This window comes from Blautia sp. Marseille-P2398, assembly GCF_964240315.1.
Classification (GTDB): domain Bacteria; phylum Bacillota; class Clostridia; order Lachnospirales; family Lachnospiraceae; genus Blautia_A; species Blautia_A wexlerae.
In genome coordinates this window covers 1-21,188 of record NZ_CAXSTD010000012.1, presented here as the reverse complement: position 1 = coordinate 21,188, position 21,188 = coordinate 1, and the positions used below count along the sequence as shown (strand labels likewise).

Sequence of the window (21,188 nt, the reverse complement as noted above, 5' to 3'; positions counted from 1 at the left end):
GCCATTCAGCCGTCCATACAGGTCAGAATCCGGAATCTGATCCAGGCTGCTGAACATTTGCCAAAAAGGAGGAAAGAATGTATGTCAACAGAACAGATGGGAACATATGAAAAAATATACTTCGCATTGTGGGAACTCGGACAGAGATATGGAAATTTTGTCCAGTTCAGAGTGATCGGAAGAAGTCATGATGACAGAATGATCCCCATGCTTGAGATTGGAAAGGGTGATACCTGCATTATCTGTCTGAGCGGAGTGGAAAGCGGAGACAGAAATCTCCCGGAATATCTTTTGTCCATTGCAAAAGATTACTGCAGATCCTATGAAAGCAACTGGACCATCGGAGAAAGTTATGAAGTTCGTAAACTTCTGGATAAGGTTCGTATCTGTATGATCCCCATGCTGAATCCTGACAGCTATGAGATATGTGAATACGGATATGGTGCCATACATAATCCCATCCACAGACAGATGCTGAAAATGCAGGACAGGCCTGTGGAAGAATATGAATGTAATGCCAGGGGAATTGATCTGCGCAGAAATTTTCCGACTAATTATTATCAGCGGAAAAGAGTGAATCAGGAGCCTGCCAGTGAGAATGAGACTCGTGCCCTGATCAGTATTTTTCAGGAATATTCAAGCCTTGGCCTGCTTACATTCAGTTATTCCAGAGGGAAGATCGTTTACTGCAGACAGGAGAAAGGCTTTGCCTACAATCAGAAAAATTACAGACTGGCAAGGCATTTACAGAAATGTTCCGGCTATCGTCTGGAAAAAGGGATTGCAGGTGGTGCGAGAGTCAAAAAAGCCGGAGCAAAACCTGAGATGGGATCTCCGGAACAGTTTTATGCGGAAGTAATCCGTCAGCCCTCTCTGGCAATTGAGATTCCGGAATACCGCAAGGACGATATGGAAGAACTGCGTCTGATTCCACTTGAATATCTTTATTCTTTAAACAGCGGCATATTGGCAAACGCATAAATCCGTCACACAGTCAAAGAAAAACAGTCTCTGAAAATAAAAAGTAATAAAAACATGTAAAAACAGAGATTAGCGTTTGACATAAAGCCATAGATTCTGTATGATAAAAAGAGTGCCCCGAAATGTTGTAAACAGAAAGATGAGGAATCAATAGTGAATAATAATACACAGGAAAGTAAAATACAGTTAGAATATATCAATAAATGTACAGAGCTTGTGAAGGAAAAATATGAAAAGGCGCCAGCTTTCTTTATCCAGAATGCAGGCTGCCAGATGAATTCCCTGCAGACGGATACAGTGGCCGGTATCGTGAAACGTATGGGCTATACAGAAGTATCCAGAGAAGAAGATGCAGATGTTGTCATCTATAACACCTGCACAGTCCGGGAGAATGCAAACCTGAAGATTTACGGTCATCTTGGCCATCTGAAAAGTATTAAGAAAAAGAATCCTGAACTGAAGATTATATTGTTTGGCTGCATGATGCAGGAGCCGGAAGTAATTGAGAAGATCCACAAAGAATATTCTTTTGTTGATCTGGTTTTCGGTACCCATAACTTCCATAAGTTTCCGGAGCTTTTCTACAGAAGCTTAAATACGGAGGGACAGATCATTGATGTCTGGAAGGAATCTGATGAAATCGTGGAGGGTATGCCTTCTGACCGTAAATATTCCTTTAAAACGGGTGTCAATATTATGTTTGGCTGCAATAATTTCTGCAGTTACTGTATTGTACCATATGTAAGAGGAAGAGAGAAGAGTCGCGAACCGGAGGCGATCATAGAAGAAATCAAAGGTCTGGTGGCTGACGGTGTAACGGAAGTTATGCTTCTGGGACAGAACGTTAATTCCTATGGAAAGACACTGGAACATCCGGTTACTTTTGCACAGCTTCTGAAACAGGTGGAAGCAATTGAAGGATTAAAGAGAATCCGTTTCATGACTTCTCACCCGAAGGATCTGTCTGATGAACTGATCCGGACAATGGCAGAGAGCAAAAAAGTGTGCCATCACCTTCACCTTCCCATGCAGTCCGGAAGCAGCCGCATCTTAAAGATCATGAACCGCCGTTATGACAAAGAAAAGTATCTGGAACTTGTAGGCAAGATCCGTAAGGCAGTACCGGATATTTCCCTGACTACAGATATTATCGTTGGTTTCCCGGGAGAAACGGAAGAGGATTTCCAGGATACTCTGGATGTTGTGGAGAAATGTGATTTTGATTCTGCATTTACCTTTATTTATTCCAAAAGAAGCGGCACACCTGCTGCCAAAATGGAGAATCAGGTACCTGAGGATGTAGTAAAAGACCGTTTTGACCGTCTTCTTGCTCTGGTTCAGGAAAAAGGCCGAAAAACCTCTTCACGTTTCGAGGGAACTGTTCAGGAAATCCTTGTAGAGGAAGAAAGCAGAGAAAAAGGTATCTTTACAGGAAGAACAGAATATAACCTTCTGGTCCATTTCCCGGGATGTCAGGATCTGATCGGTAAATATGTAAAAGTAAAACTGGATACCTGCAAGGGATTCTATTATTTCGGAAGCCTTGCAGAATAAAAACATTGAAAAATACTAACTGTTTACGAACAGTAATATAAAGGACTTCTACAGAAGCCCATATCAATTTGGATATAAAGGGTGGAAGATAAAAGTGAAACAAAATAAATACGAAATAGATATGTGTAACGGAACCATCATGGACAAGCTGATTTCCTTTTCACTGCCGCTGATGCTGTCCGGAATCCTGCAGCTGATGTTTAATGCTGTGGATATCATAGTGGTGGGAAGATTTAGCGGAAGTCAGGCACTTGCAGCCGTAGGCTCAACCACAGCACTGATCAATGTGTTTACCAATCTGTTTATTGGTATCTCACTTGGTGCGAATGTACTTGCTGCCCGGTTCTATGCGGCAGGAAAAGACCGGGAAATGTCAGATACCGTTCATACGGCTGTAACTCTTGCACTGGTAAGCGGTATCGTCATGGCATTTGTGGGACTGATTTTTTCCAGATGGGCTCTGGAACTGATGGGTACCCCGGATGATGTGATCGGACAGTCTGCACTGTATATGAAAATCTATTTTCTGGGTATGCCGTTTTTTATGCTTTATAATTATGGAGCTGCGATTCTGCGGGCTGTAGGAGATACGAAACGTCCACTGATCTTTCTGGTTATTTCCGGTGTTGTAAATGCAGTACTGAATCTGATCCTCGTGATCATGTTTCATATGGATGTGGCGGGCGTAGCCATTGCTACTGTGATCTCCCAGTTAATTTCCTGCATTCTGGTACTCAGATGTCTGCGTACATCGAAAACCAGCTACCAGCTTCATTTTGGAAAATTAAGGATCAATACTGTCTATTTAAAACAGATTTTCCAGGTTGGGATTCCGGCCGGGATCCAGAGCACAGTCATTAATCTGTCAAATGCTCTGCTTCAGTCCTCGGTTAACTCCTTTGGATCGACCGCCATGGCAGGGTATACGGCGGCCAATAATATTTTCGGTTTTCTGTATGTGGCGGTGAACTCTGTCACACAGGCATGTATGAGCTTTACCAGTCAGAACTATGGTGTGCATAAATTTAAACGTATGGATAAGGTTCTGGTCGACTGTCTTATTATTTCCGTAGTTACCTCCTTTTCCCTTGGATGCGGTGCATATTTCTTCGGTTCTGAGATTCTTAAGATTTATACTGCCGATCCGGAAGTGATCCGCTGCGGACTGGAAATCCTGTCTTACACTACCGTACCTTATTTTCTCTGCGGGATTATGGATCTGTTTCCGGGTGCCCTGCGTGGAATGGGACATTCCGGCGTTCCAATGATCCTGTCAGTGATCGGAACAGTAGGAACCAGAATCGTATGGATCTTTGGAATATTCCCGCATCACAGATCACTGGCTGTTCTGTTTATTTCCTATCCTGCATCCTGGATGCTGACGATCATTATGCAGGTCACCTGTTTTTATTTTGTCAGAAGAAAAGTGCATAGAGTATAGGTCTTTGAGCTTTTGCGAAAAATAATTACCGGCAGAATATTACCGGCGGTTATTTTCTGTGAGAGCTCTTTTTTGTATTACTGCTGCTTACTCTGTTCACGGTAATCTTTGTTACTGTTCACACACCACTTGTTTCCGATATGAAAAAACAGTATTGACAAATACCCCATAAGGGTATATAGTGACTATTATAAAGATACCCCATAAGGGTATTTTGGAATCGTTATATATTTCAGAAATTTATATAAAACAGAATCTATTCATAAAAATCAGAAGGAGGATTTCCTATATGGCAGAAACACAGGAGAAAAAAGTCTGTCCCTGTTGCACTAAACATACAATGCGTTCTGAGGAGGAGAGAAAGAAGCTGATCAATCGTCTTAAACGTGTGGAAGGACAAATCCGAGGGATTATCGGTATGCTGGAGAATGATGCGTACTGTAACGATATCCTGATCCAGTCCGCAGCAGTCAACGCAGCAGTGAACGCATTTAACAAAGAACTGCTTGCCAGCCATATCCGCAACTGTGTGGCAAGAGATATCCGCAGGGGCAAGGATGATACAATCGATGAGCTGGTGGCTACTTTGCAGAAACTGATGAAGTGAAAGCTGTGTGTCCAGATTATTATAGAATCAGAGTACAGCAGAACAAAGATCCGGGAACTGCAAAGCAGCAGAGCAGGGGATATCAGGTAAGGGACAACAAGTCGTAAGGAGGAATAGAAATGGAACAATACAATGTAACCGGAATGAGTTGTGCGGCCTGTAGCAGCAGAGTGGAGAAGGCCGTATCCAAGGTTCCGGGTGTGACATCCTGTTCGGTCAGTCTGCTGACTAACTCCATGGGAGTAGAAGGAACTGCCGGTGCAGGTGCGGTCATCAAGGCTGTACAGGATGCAGGTTATGGAGCATCCTTAAAGGGGGCATCCGGGGAGCAGATATCTGCTTCTGCGGCAGAGGAAGCACTGGAAGACCATGAAACACCTGCACTGAAACGAAGGCTGATCGCATCTGTAGGCTTTCTGCTTGTGCTGATGTATTTTTCCATGGGACATATGATGTGGGGCTGGCCTCTTCCGGCATGGTTTAATGATAATCATATTGCCATGGGACTGATGCAGCTTCTTCTTGCCGGAATCATAATGGTCATTAACCAGAAATTTTTTATCAGCGGATTTAAGAGTCTGTGGCATCGTGCACCAAATATGGATACCCTTGTGGCACTTGGCTCCATGGCATCCTTTTTGTGGAGTGTTTATGTACTTTTTGCAATGACAAGGGCACAGGTGGACGGAGATTCGGCAGCAGTTATGAATTACATGATGGAGTTCTATTTTGAATCTGCAGCCATGATCCTTACCCTGATTACAGTTGGAAAAATGCTGGAAGCCCGATCTAAGGGAAAGACAACGGATGCGCTGAAAGGTCTGATGAAACTGGCACCTAAGACAGCAGTTGTTGTCCGGGACGGACAGGAAGCTACGGTGCCCATCGAACAGGTCCGAAAAGGTGATGTTTTTGTGGTACATCCCGGTGAAAACATTCCGGTGGACGGAGTGGTCCTTGGAGGAAACAGTGCGGTCAATGAGGCTGCACTTACAGGGGAGAGTATTCCTGTGGACAAGAATCCGGGAGATGCAGTCTCTGCTGCAACTGTAAACCAGTCCGGGTTTATCCGATGTGAGGCAACCCGGGTAGGCGAGGACACTACTCTTTCCCAGATTATTAAGATGGTCAGTGATGCGGCTGCAACAAAAGCGCCTATTGCCAAAATCGCAGACAGGGTTTCCGGAGTTTTTGTTCCGGCAGTTATCAGTATTGCGGTTGTCACCACCATTGTCTGGCTGTTGGCAGGAAAAGAGTTCGGATATGCACTTGCCAGAGGTATTTCTGTTCTGGTCATCAGTTGTCCCTGTGCCCTTGGACTTGCCACACCGGTTGCCATCATGGTAGGAAACGGAATGGGAGCCAAAAACGGAATCCTGTTTAAAACAGCAGTATCCCTGGAGGAAGCAGGTAAGATCCAGATGGTTGCATTAGATAAGACAGGAACTATCACAAAGGGTGAACCGCAGGTGACAGATATGATCCCTGCAGAGGGAATCTCAGAGGAAGAACTTTTAGGCTGTGCCTATGCACTTGAGAAGAAGAGTGAACATCCTCTTGCGAAATCCATTATTGCCAGAGCAGAGGAGAAAAAGACTGTCTTGCAGGAGGTTTCTGATTTTCAGGCTCTTCCGGGAAACGGCCTTCGTGCAGTATTAAACAGTGACGTGCTTACAGGCGGAAATATGAAATTTATCAGCAATGAGACATCTGTATCATCAGAATTGATTTCAAAAGCCCAAAAGCTGGCAGAAGAAGGAAAAACACCACTTCTTTTTGCAAAAGGCGGGAAGTTTCTCGGCATGATTGCAGTGGCAGATGTTATCAAAGAAGACAGCCCTCAGGCAATAAAAGAACTGCAGAACATGGGAATCCGGGTAGTAATGCTTACCGGTGATAATGAACGCACAGCAAAAGCGATCGGAGCACAGGCAGGAGTGGACGATGTAATTGCAGGTGTTCTTCCGGATGGCAAGGAAAGTGTGATCCGTTCTCTGAAGGAACAGGGAAAGGTTGCCATGGTAGGAGACGGAATCAATGATGCCCCTGCACTTACCAGGGCAGACATCGGTATCGCGATCGGTGCAGGAACAGATGTTGCCATTGATGCCGCAGATGTGGTATTAATGAAGAGCCGGCTCAGTGATGTACCTGCTGCCATACGTTTAAGCCGGGCAACATTGAGAAATATCCATGAGAATCTTTTCTGGGCATTCTTCTACAATGTGATCGGTATTCCACTGGCAGCCGGTGTATGGATTCCGATTTTCGGATGGACACTGAACCCCATGTTTGGTGCAGCTGCCATGAGCCTTTCTAGTTTCTGTGTGGTAACCAATGCACTGAGACTGAATCTCTTTAAGGTACATGATGCTTCCAGAGACAAAAAAATAAAACAGAATGTGGAAGAAATCCATTACATTTCAGCTAATGCAGAAATGAAAAATGTAACAGAAAACAAAAGTCTAAAGGCAGAGAATCCAGACTTTTGCAACAGTGAAATTCATGATCCAAAAGATCAGGAAAATATAAAAGAAAACAAGGAGAACAAAGAAATGACAACAATCACAGTAAACGTAACAGGAATGATGTGTGGACATTGTGAAGCACATGTGACAAAGGCAGTAAAAGAGGCATTTGGAGTGGAAGATGTAGTTTCCTCCCATGAAAAAGGAACCACAGTGATCCATGCTCCGGAAAAACTGGACGAGGATAAGATCCGCGAAGTGATCAAAGAAGCCGGCTATGAAGTAACCGGTATCACACAGGAATAAAAAACAAAAAGGGGATTTTATGGAAAACCAGAACCAGACACCACATAAAAGGCGTGTCCGTTATAAAGGAAAATATCCGAAGAAATTCGAGGAGAAATACAAGGAATTACAGCCTGAGAAATATAAAGATACCATTGAACACGTGATTCAGAAAGGAAATACCCCGGCGGGAATGCATATCTCCATTATGGTTAAGGAAATCCTTGATTTTCTTAATATCCAGCCGGGCGAAACCGGATTTGATGCCACATTGGGCTATGGCGGCCATACGAAAGCAATGCTTCAGTGTCTGAATGGCAAGGGCCATATTTATGCAACAGATGTAGACCCTGAGGAATCCGCCAAAACAAAGAAACGTCTGGCAGAGCAGGGATTCGGGGAAGAACTGCTGACAGTAAAGCTTCAGAACTTCTGCACCATTGATGAGATTGCCAAAGAGGTTGGAGGATTTGACTTTATTCTGGCAGATCTCGGTGTTTCATCCATGCAGATTGATAACCCCAAAAGAGGTTTCTCTTTTAAAACAGACGGACCTCTGGATCTGCGCCTGAATCAGGAAACCGGCATCAGTGCAGCCCAGCGTCTGGATACCATTTCCAGAGAGGAGCTTGCGGGAATGCTCTGTGAAAATTCTGATGAACCATACTGTGAGGAACTCGCCAAAGCCATTACCGATGAGATCCGCAGAGGCAATCATATTGATACTACCACAAAACTGCGTCAGGTAATCGAAAAAACTCTTGATTTCCTTCCTGAAAAGGAAAAGAAAGAGACAATTAAGAAAACCTGCCAGCGAACCTTCCAGGCATTGCGTATTGATGTTAACCATGAGTTCGAAGTACTGTATGAATTTATGGAGAAGCTTCCGGATGCTTTGCGTCCGGGCGGACGAGTGGCAATCCTTACCTTTCATTCCGGTGAGGACAAGCTGGTAAAGAAAGCTCTCAAGGCAGGATACAAAGATGGAATTTATTCTGACTATGCAAAAGATGTGATCCGCCCCTCAGCCAAAGAGTGCACACAGAACCCAAGAGCTCGTTCCACAAAGATGCGCTGGGCTATAAAGGCTGAATAAAGTTCTAATAAATGTTTGTGAATTACTCGGTAACTGAGTTACCAGAGCATCTGAAAAAAGGCGGGATACCGCCTTTTTTCATGGTGCATCCATGGCGCCACTACTGTTTGCTCTTTAGAGCTATACAGCTGCTTTTATTATTTCCGGTGTTTTCAGTCCGGTTACGGACAGTTCTTTTGCACTGTCCACTGTAAGAAATCAGATAACACAGGAAAGTATACAAAGTTGCATTATTTTATAGAATTGCTATGAACTATGAACAATTGACGTATTTTGTAAACAAAAGTATACTATGCTTATTAAAAGAACGAAGGAAAGAAGCCCGGAGATTACACCTGACAACAGAGGAGTAATATGGGGAAAGGAATTGAACGGTATGGCTACTGATGAAGAGCTTTATGGGCAATATCTGAGCGGTGACGAGACAGGACTTGAACTATTGATAAAAAAATACGGCGACCCATTGACCTTATACATCGATGGTTATCTGCATGATGTCCATGAAGCGGAGGACTTAATGATGGAAACCTTTTCCTGGCTGTTTACGAAAAAGCCCCGCATCCGGGATGGATGTTTTAAGGCTTATCTCTATAAAGCGGCGCGGCACATGGCTTTACGCCACAAAAGCAGACGGCGGATTATCTTCAGTCTTGACGACCTGACCAGAGAACCGGAGGCGCAGACACTGGTGGAGGAGGTCATCCGCACAAAGGAACGAAATCAGATCCTGCATCTCTGCATGGACGAGTTAAATTCAGATTATCGGGAAGCTCTTTATCTGACCTATTTTGAGGGTATGAGCTATCAACAGGCAGCTGAGGTCATGGGGAAAAGTGTAAAGCAAATCACAAATATGGTGTACCGGGGAAAAGAGCGTTTACGTGGATTATTGCAACGGGAGGGTATTACAGATGTTGAAAAATGAGGAACGGATTGTTGAGGTAAAACGGCGTATTGAGGAAAAAGAACGACAGCAGAGACTGCGGCACAGACGGATTGTCTCCGCATTCTGCATAGCGGCATGCCTTGCAGTGATCGTTGGTGTTTCCTTTGTCATGCCAGGTATTGTCGGACAGATTACGCCCGGTACTTCTTCCGGCTTTGAAACGGCAGCAACAATTTTAGGCGGCGGCACTGCACTGGGATATATGGTAATCGGACTGTTGGCTTTTATTCTCGGCGTTTGCGTGACTATTCTGTGCTTCCGCATCCGCCAGCTGAACAAAGAGGAGCAGACGGAGGAACAAAAGGGGGACAATGGGGATGGAGCTGATCAGTAATCTTTTTCAATTCGCTGTCACCCTGCTGGGCTTTTGTCTAAGTGGTATCTGGTATCTGAAAGATCGAAAACAGACCTGTTTCCTGCTGACCTGCTTTTACGGTTGCTTTGCCCTTGGCTCTCTTTACTGGACGCTGTATCTGCTTCTGTTTTCTGAAACACCGCAGGTCTTTTATGTGTCAGAGTTCGGCTGGGTAGCCAGTGTGATTTTCCTTTATCTTCTGCAATACACCCTTTCTTCTGATGAGGAAAGAAGATTTTCGACAGGAAAAGCCCTGATCGCCCCTTTGACCGGTATTCCGCTTTGTGTGTTTTACTGTACCTTTGGAGATATTCTTTCCAATCTGCTCTGGTGTGGCATGATGATCGTTGTTTCTTATCATTCCATTCGGGGTCTTGCTTATGCACAGATACAGACGGGAACAGCGTGTAAGATGCGGTATTTCCACATTGGAGTACTGTGCTATGTGGCGGTGGAGTATGTCCTTTGGATCTCTGGCTGCCTGTGGCCGGGCTATTCCATTTCCGCTCCCTATTGCTGGTTTGATTTTCTGCTTACAGGCAGCCTGTTTGCGCTGCTGCCAGCCACAGGAAAGGCGGTGCAGGCATGACATATATTGAAAATGTATTTCTTTGCATGGCTTCGCCCCTGCTGATTGCCGCGCTGTGTATGGGAAAGCGGCAGAGAAAATTCTTTCTGTTCTGCTTTGCCGGGATGGGTGCATGTCTGCTTTCCGCATACATCAACACCTTTTTCGCTGCACTTTACAGAGCGGACACCTTTGCAGCTACCACAGAGATCGCCCCGGTGGTGGAGGAAGTGATGAAACTTCTGCCATTGCTCTTTTATCTGCTGATATTTGAGCCAAAAGCGGAGCGAATCAAAAATGCCGCTGTGATCACAGCTCTTTCCTTTGCCACATTTGAGAATGTCTGCTATCTGATCCAAAACGGAGCCGGTCATTTTTCTTTTATTTTCTTCCGGGGTATTGGAACAGGAGCCATGCACGTGATCTGTGGTGCCATTGTCGGCGGTGGTCTTGCATATGTGTGGCAGAGAACATGGCTGAAGATTGCCGGAACCTGCGGCCTGCTGGGAGCGGCAATCACCTTTCATGCAATTTATAATCTCCTGATCGCCTACGGCGGTGCAGCACAGTATATTGCTTATCTGCTGCCTGTACTGATCCTGACAGCGGGAAAACTGATTTTCCGCAGTTCGATACAATAATATAACCTGATTTTCCGCTTTTGGGAGCTGTTTCGGCAGCTCTCAAATTTTTTTGAAAAAATTTGATTTTCAGGTGAGAGTTTTTCGCTTTTTTTGTACCTATATAAGTGAAAGACTTTTTAGGACTTTTTTGTGAAAGGAGGTTGGAAGGTATGTACGATACCAAAACCCGTATCGAATTGGTAAAAAAGCGAATGCATGAATACCACCGCCGCCAGGAGCGGCGCGCAGTCTGCCGGCTGTCTGTTCTGTGTACCCTGTTATTCCTGTCTCTTGTGGGAGCAACGGGGATAATGCAAAGCCAGCCAATAAACGTTACGGGAATGTACGGCACAATTCTGCTGCATGAGGACGCAGGCGGCTATGTGTTGGTGGCTGTCATTTCCTTTAATGTGGCAGTCGTGATTACCGCATTATGTATCAAATTCAGAAAAAGAGGACAAAAGAGTCAAGACGCATAAGATCATGTATAAAGAAAGGAAAGGTGGAAAGCATGAGGAAAAAGTTATTAGCCGGGATTCTGGCACTTGCATTGTGTTCTACAAATATGCCCCCCCAGACCATATTTGCGGAAGAATTTACTTCCGGAAATCAGGATGTAGTGTCTGAGGAAGAAACTCCGGAGATTTTTACCAATGAGGAGCTGGAAGCGGCAGGAGAGACAGATGAGGAACTGTCTGTATTCAGTTCAGACGAGGTTCCTGAATTTAATGATGCCCCCGATGAGGCAATGGCTGCTGCGGAAAATGAACAAGCTGGAGAAATTGATTTAACTACGAGCAATAAAGTTGTGAATGGAGTTTATACTATAAGTTCGGCAGGAGATCACAAATTCATATGTAGCCAGGAAACAGGAAATAGAATTGTGGTTGATGGAGCAAATATTTCGGCGAAAGACAAAATCAACATTTATCTTATTAACGTAAGTATCAATACAAGTGTTGATTCGGCACTGCGAATAATGAGAAATGTGGAGGCTGCAGTCACTATCCATTTAACAGGCACAAATAGTCTTATAACAAAGGATAACAGGTGTGCCGGTTTACAGAAAGATAACAAAGCTCAGCTTATAATAAAAACCAATAATTCAGACGCTACTGCAGGAATCTTAAATGCTCGTAGTATCGATGGGGATGGCGCCGGAATTGGTGGCGGCTATTACGGCACCGGCTCTTGCAGTAATATTATTATTGATAGTTGTTCTGTAATTGCTAGTTCTAAGTATGGTGCTGGAATTGGTGGCAGCAAGCAACGCGCTGGCAGTGATATTACCATTAAGAGTAGTTCTGTAACTGCTAGTTCTACGGATGGTGCCGGAATTGGTGGCGGCGGTTACGGCGGCAGTGGCAGTGATATTACCATTAAGAGTAGTTCTGTAACTGCTAGTTCTACGGATGGTGCCGGAATTGGTGGCGGCAGTTACGGCGGCAGTGGCAGTGATATTACCATTAATGGCGGCTCGGTAAAAGCCTCTTCTGTATCCGGTTCCCCAACAAACGAAGGGAAAGAGGTTTACTGTTGTACTATTGAAAATCCCGAAAATGCGAACGTAACAATCAAAACTGGAACAGGTTCTAGGGTATGGAATTGGAAGCCTGTAAACCATTCCTCTCTCGACCCTGATGACACTAATCTGTATGTTTGGCTACCCAAGCTCGAAAGCAATTCTACAAACAGCTATTTGATTATACTTGCCCCAGAAAACAGTTCAGAATTTCGAACACGGAATTATTCATTCGACACCGTTACCAACACATTTAAAGCTGCTCAAGTTGTTAATGATTTTATATTTAAGTCCCCTGTAAATCTTATTTACGATGGTCAGCCTAAAGAAGCCTCATTGAAGTTTAAATTTAAACCTACACATGAAAATAACAGAAAAATCTCATTGGTATATTATAAAGGTAACTACAATGATATCAATGAGAACACTCAACCACTCCAAGGTGTTCCTGTAAATGCAGGCACATATACCGTAAAGGCTGAGATAGAGGCAAGTAAATCCTATTTTGCACATAAAGGATTAGTAAGTCCAAAATGGACATTTACTATTGAAAAAGCCCCTGTAGCACCAGGAGCAGATTCTAATGAAACTCCTATATTCGTTCTATGGTCCTGTAAAAAGATCAGAGACATTACCAATCCTTTTTCGGCTGACTGGAAATGGGATAACAATGTTAATCCTGATCAGGAATTACAAGTTGGAAAACCCATTACAGCTACCGCAATTTACAATGGCGACGATAAGGGGAATTACGAAAAAGAATCTATTACTTACACAATCATCAGAAGTCAATGCACGCACGAACACACCGCCGGACGTTATTACTCCTCTCCATCCTGTACTTCCAGCGGGTATAGCGGAGATACCTACTGCACAGACTGTAATGAAACACTTTCCTATGGTTATACCATTTCCGCATACGGCCATGACTATGACAACGGCGTTATCACTACAGAACCAACTACAGAAACTGACGGAATCATAACTTACACCTGTAAACGATGCAAACATCAGGATACAAAAAATCTCGGAAAGCTTGGTGACGGGGAACCTTACATTGAGGGAAGTTTCCAGAAGAAAAGCTGGGATACTGTTAATGATCTGATCAAGACATCCAAAGAAAAAGATACCATCTCCATTATCATGAATGGTGCCAGGACACTTCCTGCTTCCGTTTTATCCGGGATAAAAGGAAAAGATATTTCCCTGAATCTTGATATGGAGAATGGTTTCATCTGGAAGATTAACGGTACTTCCATTACAGCAGAAACACCTGCAGATACCGATCTTTCTGTTACAAACACAGCAGAATATATCCCGGCAGCATTATACAGCCTGATCTCCACAAACCAGAATGATTTCGGTTTCCACCTTGGAAGAAACGGAGCTTTTGATTTCCCGGCTGTGCTTTCTGTAAAAGCAGATGCCTCCTGTGCAGGGCTTATGGCAAATCTGTTCTGGTATGATGTTGAGAACGGGGTTCTGCAGTGTATCCAGACGGTAACTGTAGGCGGTGCATTTGAGGACAGTATTCCATATGCTGACTTTACCCTTTCCAAAGGACAGGATTATTTCATAGCATTTGGTACAGAATCCCTCAATGGCAGAGTTATTCACACAGACGGAAGTATCACAGATGAAAACGGTACATACCTGCGACCTGCCGACACAAAGATTTCCAGCTACTCCATTGACAGAAACAAGCTTACTGTCAAACTTGCCAAAGGATGTGCCGGTGCTCAGGGTTATGACTTCGTGATCAGCAAGAAATCAGATATGCTCAAAACCGGAAAGTTCAGCAAAACAGTTTCCTCATCCGGCAAGCCACAGGCATCTTTCAGATATCTTTCAAAAGGTACCTGGTATGTGGCAGCCCGAAGCTGGGTTCTGGATGCACAGGGCAATAAGGTCTATGGTTCCTGGACAAAGATCAAGAAGATCAAGATCACTGTTGTCACACCACAGCAGCCAAAGATCAAGAATATTACTGTAGAAGGAAACACTGTGACTGTTACTTACACAAAATGCAAAAATGCCACAGGTTACGAAATCCTGCTTGGAAACAAATATAAGACTTCCGCAGGTGAGAAATATCCGGTTAAGAAATATCTGAAACGTACAGAAGGCAAAAATACCGTAACTGTAACCTTTAAAAATGTAAAGAAAGGCACCTGGTATGTGACGGTACGTTCCTGGAATAGAACCTCCAAGAACAAGTCCAGAGTTTACAGTCCATATTCCACAATGAAGAAATTCAAGACAAAGAAATAGGTTCTCTTTCTTAGGATAAAAAGCGGGAATCCTCGGCAATTCAATTTAAAAAGAAAATATGTTCGATATTTTGTTGCTGAATCTTTAATATTATGCTATGATATATGTATGAAAAATAATCATACATATTGTTGTGCTTGTGTGTAATATTAATTATCCCATGGTGTGGACAGTAAAAAATACCAACAGAAGATATTAAATGCAGGGAGAAAATCGTATTCGCAGGTACATCAAACATCAGAGCAAAGCTTACTGATACGATGGAGGAGAGGAAATGCTGCTGTCAAAGAAAACATCCATAAAGGTCAGCCGGGAATATGCGAATCTCATCGGACATATGTGCTATGCAGCATCCAAGCTCTGGAATGTCTGTAATTACGAGCGTCAGCATTACAAAGAAACTGGGATGGAGCAGTATCCGGACTGGTATTATCAGAAAAAAGCCCATAAAGAGAATCTGTGGTATAAACAGCTCCCGTCCCAGACCGCCCAGGAAGTCTGTAAGCTGCTGGACAAGGCATGGAAGTCTTTTTACGCCCTGAAAAGATCCGGAGGGATTGAGACTCCCAGACCGCCGCGGTTTAAGCAGGAAAGTATCCCCATTACCTATATGCAGATGGGGATCGTGCATGAGCGGGATACGGACAGAGTCCGCCTGTCCCTTCCAAAGGCATTAAAAAAATATATGGAAGAAACGTATCAGATCCATGAAAACTTTCTTTACCTTGAAAATAAGATTTTCAGGGGCATGGATCAGATCAAACAGCTGCGGATCTACCCGCCGGAGAAGGGAAACTGTAAAATTATTGTTGTTTATGAGATCCCTGACCAGGAAGAACTTCCACAGAACGGACATGAACTGTCTATTGATCTGGGGCTTCATAACCTTATGACGTGTTATGATTCCGAAAATGGGAAGACGTTTATCCTGGGCAGAAAGTACCTTGAATTGGAAAGATATTTCCATAAAGAGATCGCAGGGGTGCAGGCCCAGTGGTATGGACAGCAGTCCGAAAAGGGAGTCAAACATCCGGTCACGTCAAAACATATCAGGAAGTTATATAAGAGAAAACAAGACTCAGTAACGGATTATCTGCACAAGATTACAAGATATGTTGCAGAATACTGCCGGGAACAGGGGATCATCTGTGTCGTTACAGGGGATATCCGGAACATCCGGAGAGAAAAAGACCTGGGACACAGGACAAACCAGAAGTTCCACAGCCTGCCGTATAACAGGATCTACATCATGCTGGAATATAAGCTGAAAAGATATGGGATCCGTTTTGTAAAACAGGAAGAAAGTTATACCAGCCAGTGCAGTCCGCTGTCACCGGAAGTAGGGAAAAGATATGCGGAACCGTCCAACCGGAAAGAGAGAGGATCATATAGGGATGGAAACAGAGTCTATAATGCAGATGCGGTAGGCGCATATAATATCCTGAGAAAATATCACTCCGTATCCGGAGTAAAAAAAGAACTGTCCGTAACCGGACTGAAAACACCGGAAATAATAAAAGTAGCTGTATAGCTCTAAAGAGCAAACAGTAGTGGTGCCATGGATGCACCCTGAAAAAGGCGGTATCCCGCCTTAATTCAGATGCCCTGGTAACTCAGTTGCCGAGTAATTCACATGTTACAGTGGAATGATAAAACGATGTCATCTGAATATATAAAAAACAGGGCAGATCTTCCGCAGTTTCGATACAATAATATAACCTGATTTTTCTCTTTTGGGAGCTGTTTCGGCAGCTCTCAAATTTTTTTGAAAAAATTTAATTTTCAGGTGAGAGTTTTTCGCTTTTTTTGTACCTATATAAGTGAAAGACTTTTTAGGACTTTTTTATGAAAGGAGGATGGAAGGTATGTATGATACAGAAAAGCGTATTGAATTGGTAAAAAAGCGAATGCATGAATACCACCGCCGCCAGGAGCGGCGCACAGTCTGCCGGCTGTCTGTTCTGTGTACCCTGTTATTCCTGTCTCTCGTGGGAGCAATGGGGATAATGCAAAACAAGCCAATAAACGTTACGGGAATGTACGGTACAATCCTGCTGCATGAGGACGCAGGCGGTTATGTGTTGGTGGCTGTCATTTCCTTTACTGTGGCAGTCGTGATTACCGCATTATGTATCAAATTCAGAAAAAGAGGACAAAAGAGTCAAGACGTAGAAGATCATGTATTAAAGAAAGGAAAGGTGGAAGTATGAAGAAAAAGTGTTTCAAAAAAACTGTCTCATGGGCATTGAGTATCGTTATGTCCGCAACGATGGCGGTAACTCCGGTATTGGCAGACACTTTTACAGATGACAGCCAGTCGATAATCTCCGGGAATGCAGAGATTCCGGCAGTTGATGTGGAGTCTGATACGAACTGCGGAGATACAATGGGGGATTCGGACTGTATTGAGAAAGAATTGACAGAGTTTCAGGATCCCCTTTTTATGGAAGAAGACTATGGGGATGCGGAGTCTGCGAGATTTTCCAGCGGAAATGATGCAGAAGTTGTAAGCGATTTTTACGATGACAGTGTTCCGGCTGCGCAGACAGAAGAAAAAGCGGTTGTTTACCTGGATCCGACACGGGGAAACAATAATAATACTGGAGAGAGTGATACGGCTGCTGTACAAACTCTTTCGAAAGCATTAGGGCTTGTTGCACAAAATGGTGTTATTTATCTCCTTAATCCTGTGACGGTCGATAGTCAAATGACACTGAGCAATGTGACATTTCGCCCGGGAAAAAGCAATATGTTAGGTATGCTGTATATAAGTGGTGATGTAACGCTAAATAATATAAAAATATATAACGAAACACCGGATGGTAGGTCTTGCCAGTTCTCTAATGATCCTATTAGGGTGACTGGAACGTTGACTATAGGGAAAGGTACTAGGATTGAATCGTTCCTGGGAAAAAGTTGTATTTATGTATCACAAGGTACTTTAAATCTGAATGGTGGTAAAATCCAGGGAGATACGCAGAACACAGTTAAGCATGGCGGTGAAATATATGCGAAAAATGCAACTGTCAATGTGTATGAAGGTATAATCAGTGGACATAGTGCAACGTATGGCGGTGGAATATATGCGGATAACTCAAGTATTAACATAAACGGAGGTCAAATCATTGACAGTCAGGCAACAAAAGGCGGTGGAATATATGCGAATGGGGGAAATGTTTATATTAATGGAGGTCGAATCAGTGGACATCGTGCAACATATGGAGGTGGAATATATTTGGACCAAGCAAGCATTTACATAAAGGAAGGTGGAATCAATGATAATCAGGCAACAAAAGGCGGTGCGATATACACAGAGGGAACGAAAGCTGGTAGTTGTCTGCTTAATATAGAAGGTGGAACTATCAGCGACAATTGTGCGAATGAAAGCGGAGCCGGTATTTTCGCTATATGTTCTAAGGGAACTCGAGATGATATGAAAGTGGAAATTTTCGGTGGAACGATAGCACATAATTACAGTGGAACAGGAGAGAATCTTGAAGAAAATGCGATCGTCTTGATGGGGGAGGATCCGAATCTGACTGAAGATACCGGTTTCGCAGATCTGTATCTTAGCGGCAGTCCGGTAATAACGGGAAGCGTAACACTTGCCGATGATTATTGTGCTGCAGACAGCAAAAATTATAGTCCGCTTATTCATGTGGACGATTCATTTAACGTAAACAAACCTATTTTAGTAAGTCCTATATATGGTGACGATCCAGATACGTCAGTAGTTATATATGATAGTGAATCTATAGCCAAGAATTATCAGTCACACTTTTGTTCTAAAGAAGGCAGTAACAGGGAGCTGGTAAAAAAAGGAGCAACTTTAAAATGGGTAGTTAAAGTTAATGTTAGATTGAGGACTTTTGCTGACATTACTGCTTTTCCTGTGCTTAATCCAGAAAAAAGTATTTATCTTATAAAGGGAGAAAAAGTGAGTCCAAATGATGTTCCTAAAGCGGCAGTGATACCTGGTTACGTAAGAACTGGATGGCTTAATGTAAGTGACAATACTACCTGGGATCCTGCTTCTGAGATCACAGACAATATGATAGTACGGGAAGTATGGGCTCTGGTAAAGCCAATAGTCCAAGTTTCAGCGGATAAAGAAAAAGGCTGTCCGTCTTCTAAAATTGTTTTAACGGCAAAGGCAACGCATGTGCTTGACGATAAAGGCATTACGTACAGCTATCAATGGTATAAAGATAATCAGACTCTGGATGGTCAGACAGGAGGAACTCTTACAGTCTCTGAGGCGGGAACCTATAAGGTGGAGGTAACAGCTACAAGTCAAGCAGGAGCGACATCTAAAGAAACAGCATCTATTGTAATTCCTGCGTTTGAACATTCTTATTCCTGGCAGTCTGATAAAACAAACCACTGGAAGCACTGCAGCATTGGAAATGAGGATACAGCACAGGAAGCACATCAATTTGATGGCTGGACAGTAATAAAGCAGGCATCAATCGGAGTGGAAGGAGAGAAGGAAAGAAACTGTAAGGTTTGTGGATACAAAGAAACGGCAACAATCCCGGCAATCTATATCCCAAGTTACCCGGTAACAGGTATTAAGGTATCTCCGGATACACTTACTCTTAACAGAAAAGATGAAACTGCACAGCTTACCGCTGAGGTAATTCCGTCTTATGCAGATAATACGCGGGTAAAATGGAAGTCCAGTGACGAAAATGTGGTAACTGTAGACGAAAAGGGTAAAGTAACTGCAGTTGGAAATGGAACAGCTACGATCACAGTCACATCCGTAAGCGGAAATTACACCGCAACCGTAGCCGTAACCGTAAAAATTCCTGTAGAAATTGAGAAGATCTCGATTGAAGCAGAGAAGGAAACACTGACGAAGCTTGGTGAATCCACAGAATTGAAAGTTAAGATCGAACCTGAGAACGCAGACGCCCAGAAACTGATCTGGAAATCTGAAAATGAAATGATCGCTGCTGTAGATGAGAATGGTAAAGTAACAGCAATCGGAAATGGAATGGCAATAATTACAGTAACTACAGAGGATGGAAAAAACACAGCTTCAATAACGATCACAGTGAAGATTCCTGATGAGCCTGTAATTAACAAAACAAAAGGGTTCGGACGCTTAAAAGTCCGTTCTGTAAACCAGACGAAAACTTCCATAACCTTAGAATGGAGTAAACTTGATGGTGTGGACGGATATTTGGTATATGGAAACCGCTGCAATACAAATACAAAGACGTACAAATACCAAAAGCTTGCCACTATTACGAACGGACGTACATGGACACATAAAAACCTGAAAAAAGGCACTTTCTATAAATATATCGTAAAAGCATATAAGATAGTAGATGGAAAAAAGGTAGTTACTGATACATCTGTCTCCATACATGTAATCACACAGGGCAGCAAATACGGAATTGCAAAATCTGTTTCCGTAACTAAGATCGGAAACAAAAAGAATGTTTCAAAAATAACCCTAAAAAAAGGAAAAACAGCACAGATCACAGCAAAAGAAATAAAAAAGGACAAAAAGATCAGACACCACAGAAAACTCTGCTATGAAAGTTGCAATACAGCAGTAGCCACTGTCACCCCGGAAGGGCTTATCCAGGCAGTTGGTAAAGGAACCTGTACGATATGGGTATATGCACAAAACGGTGTATATGTAGCACTGACGGTTACTGTGAAATGATAAAACATGATATCATCTGAATATATATGCGGCCACCAGTTAATCCGGTGGCCGTATGTTTTATATATTCAGATGACAGGAAAATTATTTCCGCAGTTTTTCTTCATCCAGCAAGTTTAGTTTTTTTGCAGAAAGTACAAGCTCTGTCTGCAGAAACGCAAGATTGCAGGCTGTTAAAAATGCATCCATAAGTAACTCTATACTGATCACTAATGCAATTCCTGCAGAAGGGATTCCTAATTGTGTAAATAAAATGGTATAACAGGATAAACCTCCGCCGGGGATTGGCGGTGTTGCAATTGTCAGAATCGTACTGGTTATAATGGAGGTTATGATCCAGATGATGGTTATCTCTGTGCCAAAGCTCTGACCAATACATAGGGATACAATAAAAAACTGAATCGCCACACCTGGCATAAAAATGATTTGTCCGATAGAAACACCAAAGTTAATTAACTTTTTATCTATGAATAGATAAGGCTAAGTTTGAACGATACCGAAAAAGATATTCCCCTTATGGTACCGTTGCCAGCCTTTATCTATGGGTAATCGCAGGAGGTGCGATTCCTGAGCTTACTGATCCTGCACCAGCGAAGAAAAAATAAAGATAGAACAGAAGGAATAAACTTATGGAATAAGCTTTATCACAGGGCAGATGATGCAATGTTGAATGACCGCGCGTCGCATTCTCGTTACTTCAGTAGTGATGAGTTAGAGCTTGAATGAAAAAGTAAATTCTACATTCTAACACACCTTGATTTTATGCGGGATTAAATTCTATTTTCGGAGAT

The 21,188-nt window shown here is 43.1% G+C and carries 16 protein-coding genes; 15 read left to right on the top strand and 1 reads right to left on the bottom strand.

Going from position 1 to position 21,188, the window contains the following annotated elements; all coding sequences use genetic code 11:
* The first annotated feature begins 81 nt into the window (after positions 1 to 81).
* From ACESZG_RS13700 to ACESZG_RS13630, 15 genes are all read left to right on the top strand, one after another.
* Positions 82 to 981 carry a M14 family zinc carboxypeptidase gene (locus ACESZG_RS13700; RefSeq protein ID WP_008703215.1) on the top strand — a complete coding sequence of 300 codons (900 nt, stop codon included), beginning with the start codon at positions 82 to 84 and terminating at the stop codon, positions 979 to 981.
* Positions 982 to 1,134: 153 nt separating this feature from the next.
* Entirely contained in the window at positions 1,135 to 2,535 is a 1,401-nt protein-coding gene (miaB, locus tag ACESZG_RS13695) for a tRNA (N6-isopentenyl adenosine(37)-C2)-methylthiotransferase MiaB (protein WP_373218560.1), read from the top strand.
* Between the two features lie 121 nt (positions 2,536 to 2,656).
* Positions 2,657 to 3,976, top strand: coding sequence for an MATE family efflux transporter (locus ACESZG_RS13690; RefSeq protein ID WP_055052823.1), 1,320 nt, complete (start codon positions 2,657 to 2,659; stop codon positions 3,974 to 3,976).
* A 289-nt stretch (positions 3,977 to 4,265) separates the two neighbouring features.
* Positions 4,266 to 4,583 (top strand): metal-sensing transcriptional repressor, encoded by a 318-nt coding sequence (locus ACESZG_RS13685; RefSeq protein WP_373218559.1) that lies wholly within the window; start codon positions 4,266 to 4,268, stop codon positions 4,581 to 4,583.
* A gap of 119 nt (positions 4,584 to 4,702) precedes the next feature.
* Positions 4,703 to 7,357, top strand: coding sequence for a heavy metal translocating P-type ATPase (locus ACESZG_RS13680; RefSeq protein WP_373218557.1), 2,655 nt, complete (start codon positions 4,703 to 4,705; stop codon positions 7,355 to 7,357).
* A gap of 19 nt (positions 7,358 to 7,376) precedes the next feature.
* Positions 7,377 to 8,432, top strand: coding sequence for a 16S rRNA (cytosine(1402)-N(4))-methyltransferase RsmH (rsmH, locus tag ACESZG_RS13675; RefSeq protein ID WP_008703205.1), 1,056 nt, complete (start codon positions 7,377 to 7,379; stop codon positions 8,430 to 8,432).
* Positions 8,433 to 8,724: 292 nt separating this feature from the next.
* Positions 8,725 to 9,357 (top strand): RNA polymerase sigma factor, encoded by a 633-nt coding sequence (locus ACESZG_RS13670; protein ID WP_008703204.1) that lies wholly within the window; start codon positions 8,725 to 8,727, stop codon positions 9,355 to 9,357.
* The gene (locus ACESZG_RS13665; RefSeq protein WP_020993919.1) at positions 9,344 to 9,712 is read left to right on the top strand and encodes a hypothetical protein; all 369 of its coding nucleotides are present in this window, start codon (positions 9,344 to 9,346) and stop codon (positions 9,710 to 9,712) included. The genes ACESZG_RS13670 and ACESZG_RS13665 overlap by 14 nt, the downstream gene beginning before the upstream one ends.
* Positions 9,696 to 10,322, top strand: coding sequence for a hypothetical protein (locus ACESZG_RS13660; protein WP_055057709.1), 627 nt, complete (start codon positions 9,696 to 9,698; stop codon positions 10,320 to 10,322). The genes ACESZG_RS13665 and ACESZG_RS13660 overlap by 17 nt, the downstream gene beginning before the upstream one ends.
* Positions 10,319 to 10,942, top strand: a complete 624-nt coding sequence (locus ACESZG_RS13655; RefSeq protein WP_186995302.1) for a PrsW family glutamic-type intramembrane protease — start codon at positions 10,319 to 10,321, stop codon at positions 10,940 to 10,942. Before ACESZG_RS13660 ends, ACESZG_RS13655 begins: the two co-directional genes overlap by 4 nt.
* A 152-nt stretch (positions 10,943 to 11,094) precedes the next feature.
* Positions 11,095 to 11,403, top strand: a complete 309-nt coding sequence (locus ACESZG_RS13650) for a hypothetical protein (protein ID WP_025579052.1) — start codon at positions 11,095 to 11,097, stop codon at positions 11,401 to 11,403.
* A gap of 32 nt (positions 11,404 to 11,435) precedes the next feature.
* Positions 11,436 to 14,717 (top strand): hypothetical protein, encoded by a 3,282-nt coding sequence (locus ACESZG_RS13645; RefSeq protein ID WP_373218553.1) that lies wholly within the window; start codon positions 11,436 to 11,438, stop codon positions 14,715 to 14,717.
* Between the two features lie 274 nt (positions 14,718 to 14,991).
* Positions 14,992 to 16,248: an RNA-guided endonuclease InsQ/TnpB family protein gene (locus tag ACESZG_RS13640; RefSeq protein ID WP_373218551.1), complete on the top strand. Its 1,257-nt coding sequence runs from the start codon at positions 14,992 to 14,994 to the stop codon at positions 16,246 to 16,248.
* 334 nt (positions 16,249 to 16,582) lie between these two features.
* On the top strand, positions 16,583 to 16,927 hold the full coding sequence (locus tag ACESZG_RS13635) for a hypothetical protein (RefSeq protein ID WP_226840180.1): 345 nt from the start codon (positions 16,583 to 16,585) through the stop codon (positions 16,925 to 16,927).
* Complete coding sequence (locus tag ACESZG_RS13630) at positions 16,924 to 20,397, top strand: Ig-like domain-containing protein (RefSeq protein ID WP_373218549.1); 3,474 nt, start codon at positions 16,924 to 16,926, stop codon at positions 20,395 to 20,397. The genes ACESZG_RS13635 and ACESZG_RS13630 overlap by 4 nt, the downstream gene beginning before the upstream one ends.
* Positions 20,398 to 20,481: 84 nt before the next feature.
* Here the strand turns inward: ACESZG_RS13630 and ACESZG_RS13625 are convergent, their stop codons facing one another.
* Complete coding sequence (locus ACESZG_RS13625; protein ID WP_161234471.1) at positions 20,482 to 20,865, bottom strand: cation:dicarboxylate symporter family transporter; 384 nt, start codon at positions 20,863 to 20,865, stop codon at positions 20,482 to 20,484.
* Between the last annotated feature and the right edge of the window lie 323 nt (positions 20,866 to 21,188).